Annotated in this window: 1 protein-coding gene; it reads right to left on the bottom strand. The window is 61.9% G+C overall.

Going from position 1 to position 7,435, the window contains the following annotated elements; all coding sequences use genetic code 11:
* A partial coding sequence (locus tag GVL50_RS14355; RefSeq protein WP_371925998.1) for an amino acid adenylation domain-containing protein occupies positions 1-7,289 on the bottom strand: 7,289 nt, incomplete at its 3' end.
* Between the last annotated feature and the right edge of the window lie 146 nt (positions 7,290-7,435).

Here is a 7,435-nt window from a genome sequence, read left to right as displayed (position 1 = left end):
TGCCCGCCCAGCCCCGACCAGCGTTGAATGTCCGCCAACGGTGCATGGGAAAACTCGCGAATATCGGTGTTGTAAGCCTGCAATTGCTGCAGCCACTGATCCAGCGGCTGTTCCGGGCGCAGGGTCTGGATCACCGGCAAGGTGTTGATGAACAGGCCAAGAATATTGTCGGCGTTGGCCAAACCGGCCGGGCGACCGGAAACGGTCGCGCCAAATACCACGGTGTTCTGCCCGGTAAAGCGTTGCAGCAACAGCAACCACGCCCCCTGAATCAACGTGTTCGGGGTGATTTGCAAGGCACGGCAAGCCTGCTGCAAACGCGCGGTTTGCGCCGCGTCCCACCGTGAATAAATCGCCTCGTGCCCCGGCAGTTCCTCGACATGCCGCGGGAACATCGCCTGATTCAGCGACGTCGCCTGTTGCAGCGGTTCGAGGCGACTGCGCCAGAAACTTTCCAGCGAACCCTGATCCTGGCGTTGTAGCCACTCGATGAATTCGCGATAGCGGCCATTACGGCCCTGCACCTGGCCGTGGCTGTAGAACTGCATGACTTCGCCGAACAACCGCGAACTGCTCCAGCCATCCATCAGGATGTGATGGCAGGTCCAGATCATCTGGTAGCGATCGTCTTCCAGACGCAGTAGCAAGACGCGCTGCAATGGCGCCTGACTGAGGTCGAAACCGGCCAGATAATCGGCGGTCGCCCGTTCGGTGACGGCGGCTTCACTGATGTCTCGCACGCGCCAGTCTTCCACCGTCAGTTGCAATTCGACCTGACGATGAACGATCTGCACCGGGGTATTCGAGCCTTCGGGGAAGTGGAAACTGGTGCGCAGAATGTCTTCGCGGCCGATCACGTATTGCCACGCCTGTGCAAAGCGTTCGGTGTCCAGACCGTGCACCGGCAGGCTGATCTGGTTGATGTACAAACCGGAACTGTCGTCGGCCAAGGTGTGGAACAACATGCCGTCCTGCATCGGCGACAGTGGGTAGATATCCTCCACCTGCGCCACGGGCACCGGCAGACGATCCAGCTGCGGCTGGGTCAGACGCGCCAGCGGGAAGTCGGACGGTGTCAGGCCCAAGTGCTCCTGGGTGCAGCAATGCTCAATCAATTGCTCCAGCGCTACCGCGTAGGCATCGGCCAGTTGCTGAATCACCGCTTCGTCGAAGACATCGCGGCTGAACGTCCAGTCCAGCGACAACTGTCCGTTGAACACCCGGCCATCGATGGTCAGCCAGTTGCTCAAGGCGACGTCGTCGCCGTGCCCGGCCCCGCTGCCCTCTTCGCTCGGCACAAACAGTGCCTGCTCATCGAAGCTCTGGTCGAACTGGCCGAGGTAGTTGAAGGTAATCCGCGCTTGCGGCAATTGCGCCAGACGTTGCTGGACAGCGTCCGCACCGAGGTAGCGCAACACGCCATAGCCCAGACCTTTTTCCGGCACCGCGCGCAGTTGTTCCTTGATGCGTTTGATCGCTTCGGCTGGCTGTTTCGCCGGGGTCAGCAGCACCGGGAACAGGCTGGTGAACCAGCCCACCGTGCGGCTCAGGTCGACGCCATCGAACAGCTCTTCGCGACCATGCCCCTCAAGCTGCACCAGACACGCCGGCTGCGCCGTCCACTGGCAAATCACTTGCGCCAGGGCGCTGAGCAACAGGTCATTGACCTGAGTGCGATACGCCGACGGCGCCTGTTTGAGCAGACGGTGGGTCTGCTCGGCGTCCAGACGCGTATTGACCGAACGACCATGCACCGACGCCTGACTGCCCTCAGGACGACTGCGCGGCAACTCCGGCAAGGCCTGATCGAGTTGACGGCTCCAGTAGTCGAGTTCCTTGTTCAGCGTTTCGCTGTGCGCGTAAGCCTGCAACTGCTCGGCCCAGGTTTTGAACGCCGTGGATTTTGCCGGCAGCGTCACCGGTTGATTCGCACTGAGTTGACGATAAGCATTCTGCAAATCTTCCAGCAGCACGCGCCACGATACACCGTCCATCACCAGGTGATGGATCGCCAGGTGCAGACGTTCGCTGCCGTCCTGCACGGCAATCAATGTGCAGCGCAACAACGGGCCGTTTTGCAGATCGAGACTGCGCTGGGCCTGATCGGCGATGGCGACAATTTCGTCAGCGCCCTCGGCTGAGCGTTGCCAGATTTCCGACACCTGCTCGGCCAGCGCCTGATGGCTGGCCTGCCAGGCGCCATTGCTCGCCTGCACAAGACGCAGACGCAAGGCATCGTGATGCGCCACTACATTTGCGAGGGCTTGCTGCAAGTGCGCGACGTTCAGCGCCTCTCGCGGCGTTAGCATCACCGACTGGTTCCAGTGCTCGCGGTGCGGGATATCACTGGCGAAAAACCACTGCTGCATCGGCACCAGCGGACTGTCGCCGGTGACCGGGCCTTGATCGATCACCGCATCCTCAGTCGCCGTGGCCACGCGCGCCAGCGCTTGAATGTTCTGATGCAAAAACAGGTCTTTCGGGGTCAGGCCTATGCCCTGCTGTCGGGCGCGGCTGACCACTTGAATCGAGTTGATCGAGTCGCCACCGAGGGCGAAGAAATTGTCTGCCGTACCGACTTGAGCCACGCCGAGCACCGCTTGCCAGATCTGCGCTAACGCTGTTTCGATCGCATTGATCGGCGCGACGAAAGCTTGCTGGGCTTCAGCCACGTCAGGTGCCGGCAGTGCCTTGCGGTCGAGCTTGCCATTGGGGCTCAGCGGCATGCTCTGCAGCAGGGTCAAGTGCGCAGGCACCATGTGTTCCGGCAGAGTCTGGCGTAAATGCGCCTGCAGGGTTTCGCGCATTGACGGCCAGTCCGTCGCGTCAAATTCCGTGGCGACGACATAACCACTGAGGACTTTGCCGCTGCGGCTGTCCTGCGCGACGACCACCGCTTCACGCACGGCGTCATGTTCCAGCAGGCGCGCTTCGATTTCGCCCAGCTCGATACGGAAACCACGGATTTTCACCTGATGGTCGATGCGACCGATGTAATCGATCACACCGTTAGGGCGATAGCGCGCCAGATCGCCGGTGCGATACAGCCGCTCGCCGGCCACAAACGGACTGGCGACAAAGCGTTCGGCGGTCAATTGCGGACGACGGTGGTAGCCGCGCGCCAGGCCCAGGCCGCTGAGGTACAGCTCGCCATTGACGCCGCTCGGCACCGGATTGAGTTCGGCGTCGAGAATGTAGGTCATCAGGTTGGCAATCGGTTCGCCGATCGGCACCGCATCGCGACCTTCATCGCGGCAGGTCCAATGGGTCACGTCGATGGCCGCTTCGGTCGGGCCGTAGAGGTTATACAAACCGGCATTCGGCAACTTGGCGAAAACCTGTTGCTGCGCATCGACCGGCAGCGCTTCACCGCTGCAAACGATGCGGGTCAGGCTGGTGCAGCGGCTGACATTGGCATCGAGGACAAACGCTTGCAGCATCGATGGCACGAAATGCAGGGTAGTGATCGCTTCGCGCTCGATCAGGCTGACCAGTTTCGCCGGATCACGATGGTCGCCCGGTGCCGCGACGACCAGACGTACGCCGGTCATCAACGGCCAGAAAAACTCCCACACCGACACGTCAAAACTGAACGGGGTCTTTTGCAGCACACTGTCGCCAGCGCGCAGCTCATAGGCCTGCTGCATCCAGCATAAACGGTTAGTCAGCGCGCCGTGGCTGTTGCCGGCGCCTTTTGGCTTGCCGGTAGAGCCGGAGGTGTAAATCACGTACGCCAGATTGTGCGCGGTCAGCGCCGGCGTCGGATTGCTTGATGCGGCGTCGCCCAGCCACGCGTCATCGGCGTCGAGCAACAGCGTCTGCACGCGATCGGGAATCGGCAAGGTGTCGAGCAGCGCCTGCTGCGTCAGCAGCCACTGAATCCCGCTGTCATCGATCATGTACGCCAGACGTTCGGTCGGGTACTCCGGATCCAGCGGCACGTAAGCGCCACCAGCCTTGAGAATGGCTAACAAGCCGATCACCATTTCCAGACTGCGATGCAGCGAAATGCCCACCAGCACATCCGCGCCGATGCCCCGTGCGATCAAGGCATGGGCCAAACGGTTGGCCCGCTCGTTCAGCTCACGGTAAGTCAGTGATTGCCCTTCGAACACCAGCGCCACCGCGTGCGGATCCCGCTCGACCTGCGCTTCGATCAGATGATGCACCGGCTGCTGATTCGGGTAGTCGGCAAACGTGTGGTTCCAGTCCTCGACGATCACTCGGCGCTGCGCCGCGTCGAGCATCGGCAGTTCGCCAATGCGTCGGGTCGGCTGCGCGACGATAGCGCGCAGCAGGTTGAGGAAATGTTCGCCGAGACGGGCGATGGTCGAAGGTTCGAACAGATCGCTGGCATATGACAGCGCCGCACTGATGCCTTCATCGAACTCGAAGGTGTCCAGCGTCAGGTCGAACTGCGCGGTGCCGGCGTCCCAGGTCAGTTCTTCGAGGCTCAGGCCTGGCAACGTCGAAACGGCGCGACGCGCATCGCTGGCATGGTTGAACATCACCTGGAACAACGGTGTATGACTCAGGTTACGAGCGGGTGCGAGCAATTCCACCAACTGCTCGAATGGCAGATCCTGATGCGCCTGCGCGCCCAATGCGCGCTGTTTGACCTGATCAAGCAACTGGTCGAAACGCAGGTTGCCGTCGATGTCAGCCTTGAGCACTTGAGTGTTGACGAAGAAGCCCAGCAGGCGCTCGGTCTCGACCCGGTTACGGTTAGCGATCGGTACGCCGACGCGAATATCGTTTTGCCCGGTGTAGCGATGCAACAGGGTCTGGAAGCTCGCCAACAACAGCATGAACAGCGTGGTGTTGCGCTCTTTTGCCAGACGCTTGAGGCCTTCAGCCAATGCCGGTTCCAGGCTGATCGGCAGACGCGCACCGCGATAGCTTTGCTGTGCCGGACGCGGATGATCGGTGGCCAATTCAAGAATCGGCTGTTCGCCGCCCAACTGCGCCGTCCAGTAATCCAGTTGCCGTTGCTGCTCCCCCGCCTCCAGCCATTGCCGCTGCCAGTGGCCATAGTCGGCGTACTGGATCGGCAACGGCGTCAGCGCAGCCGGTTGACCCTGACTGAAACCGGCGTACAGCTGCATCAGGTCATCGACCATGATTTGCATCGACCAGGCATCGGAAACGATGTGGTGTTGGGTCAGGATCAGCACATGGTCGTCAGCTGCCAATTGCAGAAGTTTGACCCGCAGCAGCGGCCCACGCCGCAAATCGAACAGTTGCCGGGTTTCGGCTTCGATCAACCTGCGCAGGCCTTGCGCGTCGAGCGCGGCATCGACCGATGCAAGCGCAATGGTCACGGCAGCAGCATCTTCGATCACTTGCACCGGACGTTCGTTGTCCAGCACGAAGCGAGTGCGCAAACTTTCGTGACGCTCGACCAGCGCATCGAAACTCTGTTGCAACGCCGCTGGATCCAGTGCGCCGCGCAAGCGCAGCGCCGCCGGGATGTGATAAGCGCTGCTGGTCGGATCCAGTTGCCAGAGGAACCACTGCCGCTGTTGCGCGAAAGACAAGGCCAGCGGCTGTTCTCGCGGAACGCGGCTGATTACCGATTCCTGCTCGGTCGACGCCGAGTCCATCGCTTGGACAAACCCTTGCAGACTGTTGTGGGCGAACAGCAGGCGCAGCGGCACTTGAATCTCGAGTTGCTGGCGGATGCGTGACACCACTTGCGTGGCCAGCAACGAATGACCGCCCAATTCGAAGAAGTTGTCGCTCAGGCCAACACGCTCGACTTTGAGGATCTCGGCCCAGATCGCCGCTACCGCCTGTTGCACCGGCGTCTCTGGTGCCACGTAGGTTTTGCGCCATTGACTGGCATCGGGTTTGGGCAACTGTTTGCGATCGAGCTTGCCGTTCGGCGTCCGCGGGAACCGCGCCAGCAGCACCATGTGCGCCGGCACCATGTAATCCGGCAGATTGATCTTGAGGCGTGCATTGAGGCTGTCGCGCAAACGGCTTTGTTCGTCGGCATCCAGTGTGTTGAGGTCGGCGGCCGGCACAATGTAAGCCACCAGCGCCTGACCACCCGGAGCATCCTGAGCCAGCACGGCGGCTTCGCGCACGGCGTCCTGTTCGAGCAGACGCGCTTCGATCTCGCCCAATTCAATGCGGAAGCCACGGATTTTCACTTGATGGTCGATGCGGCCGAGGTATTCGATGATGCCGTCGGCACGCTGCCGTGCGAGGTCGCCGGTGCGGTACAGACGCTCGCCCATCGCGGCATAAGGGTGCGGCACAAACCGTTCGGCCGTCAGCGCCGGACGCTGGAAGTAACCGCGCGCCAGACCTTCACCGCCGATCAGCAACTCACCGGCCACGCCATAAGGCACCGGCAGCAAATCGGCGCCGACGATGTACAGCGAGGTGTTGTCGATCGGCCCGCCCAGCCACGGTTGTGCATCTTGCGAGCGCAGCGGATGCAACGCCGACCAGATCGTGGTTTCGGTCGGCCCGTAGAGGTTCCACACTTCACCGCCGAGGGCGAGCATGCGCACCGCCAGTTCCTGAGGCAGCGCTTCACCGCCGCACAGGCACTTGCAACCGCGCAGTTGCGCGGCGTTTTCGTTGTCGAGCAGCATGCGCCAGGTCGACGGTGTTGCTTGCACCACGTTGACCTGCTCGGCAGTGATCAGCGCCAGCACTGCGTACGGATCCTGCGCGACTTCCTGCCCGGTCAGGACAATGCAGGCGCCAACCATCAGCGGCACATAGATTTCCAGGCCAAAAATATCGAAGGAGAACGTGGTCAACGACAGCGCGCGATCCTGCGCCACCATGCCCGGGGCCTTGGCCATGCTGGCGACGAAATTGGTCAACGCAGCGTGGCGAACCATCACCCCTTTCGGCTGGCCGGTCGAGCCGGAGGTATAGATCGCGTAGGCCAGATGTTCGCCGTGCAGACGTGTCGGCAGATCCTCGCCGGCAAAGCCGTCGAGCCAATCGCCCTGTTGATCCAGCACCAGCGTGGTGAGCGAGTCCGGCACGGGCAACTGGCTGAGCAGCGAGTTCTGCGTCAACAGCAAATCGATGCCGCTGTCGTCGATCATGTACGCCAGACGATCCTGCGGGAACGCCGGATCCAGCGGCAGGTAGGCACCGCCCGCCTTGAGGATCGCCAGCAGGCCCACCAGCATGTGCGGGCTGCGCTCGACCGAAATGCCGACCAGCACATCCGGCGCCACACCAAGGGTTTGCAGCTTGCGCGCCAACTGATTGGCCCAGGCATTGAGCTGGCCGTAGTTCAAGCGCTGGCCATCAATCACCAGCGCCGGGGCATCGGGGGTGCGCGCCGCTTGCGCTTCAAACAGCTGATGAACGAAGCCTTTTTCAGGTGCCGGCGCGACGCTGCGGTTACCGTGGTTGAGCTGCGCTTGATACTCGGCGGCGCTCAGCAGCGGCAGTTCGCCGA

The sequence above is a fragment of the Pseudomonas sp. 18058 genome (assembly GCF_902706155.1).
GTDB lineage: Bacteria > Pseudomonadota > Gammaproteobacteria > Pseudomonadales > Pseudomonadaceae > Aquipseudomonas > Aquipseudomonas rustica.
Note: the sequence above shows the minus strand (reverse complement) of the source record. Positions and strands in the feature narration are given on the sequence as shown.